The sequence below is a fragment of the Bartonella sp. AA89HNZF genome, assembly GCF_042196905.1.
GTDB lineage: Bacteria > Pseudomonadota > Alphaproteobacteria > Rhizobiales > Rhizobiaceae > Bartonella.
The window spans coordinates 1-579 of record NZ_JBHIRD010000131.1 but is presented as its reverse complement, the minus strand read 5'-3'; the positions used below and the strand labels follow the sequence as shown (position 1 = coordinate 579).

Genomic DNA, 579 nt, shown 5'->3' with positions numbered 1-579 from the left:
ATGAAATTTTGGCGACCAAAAATTTCATCCATCATCACTTTTAGATAGGCTTGTTCATCATCATCAATGGAAATCCAGATACTTCCATCATCTGCCAATAAGCGATGTAACAATTCTAGCCTGTCTCTCATAAGGCTTAGCCATAGGGAATGCTCCAAACCATCTTCATAATGTTCAAAGGCATTGCCTGTATTATAAGGTGGATCTATGTAGACACATTTTACCTTCCCCGTATATTCTTGCTCAAGTGCCTTGAGTGCGAGTAAATTATCACCAAAAATAAGTTTATTATCAAAAATATCCTGTGATGATATTTGATGCGCGGCATGATAAGATTTTTCAAGATCTTCTAACAATATACGAGGTTCCAGTTTGGGGCGTTTTTCTTTTCCAATCCAGTTAAGTTCTAATTTCTGTTTATTACGGCTCATTCGTAACCTGCCTCGTTGATATTTATCCAAATAGATCTAATTCTTGTTGTGCAATATCTTTATCTTTTTCACTTTCTTTTACCACAATCATTGGTTCAAGATTGGCTACATTTAAACTATAATCATCCCTTCCCCATTCGCATTTTTC

At 35.6% G+C, this 579-nt stretch carries 1 protein-coding gene; it reads right to left on the bottom strand.

The window, feature by feature from the left end; genetic code table 11:
* On the bottom strand, positions 1-431 hold a 431-nt coding region (locus ACFIN0_RS10120), incomplete at its 3' end, for a DNA methyltransferase (RefSeq protein WP_375608930.1).
* Positions 432-579 lie beyond the last annotated feature (148 nt).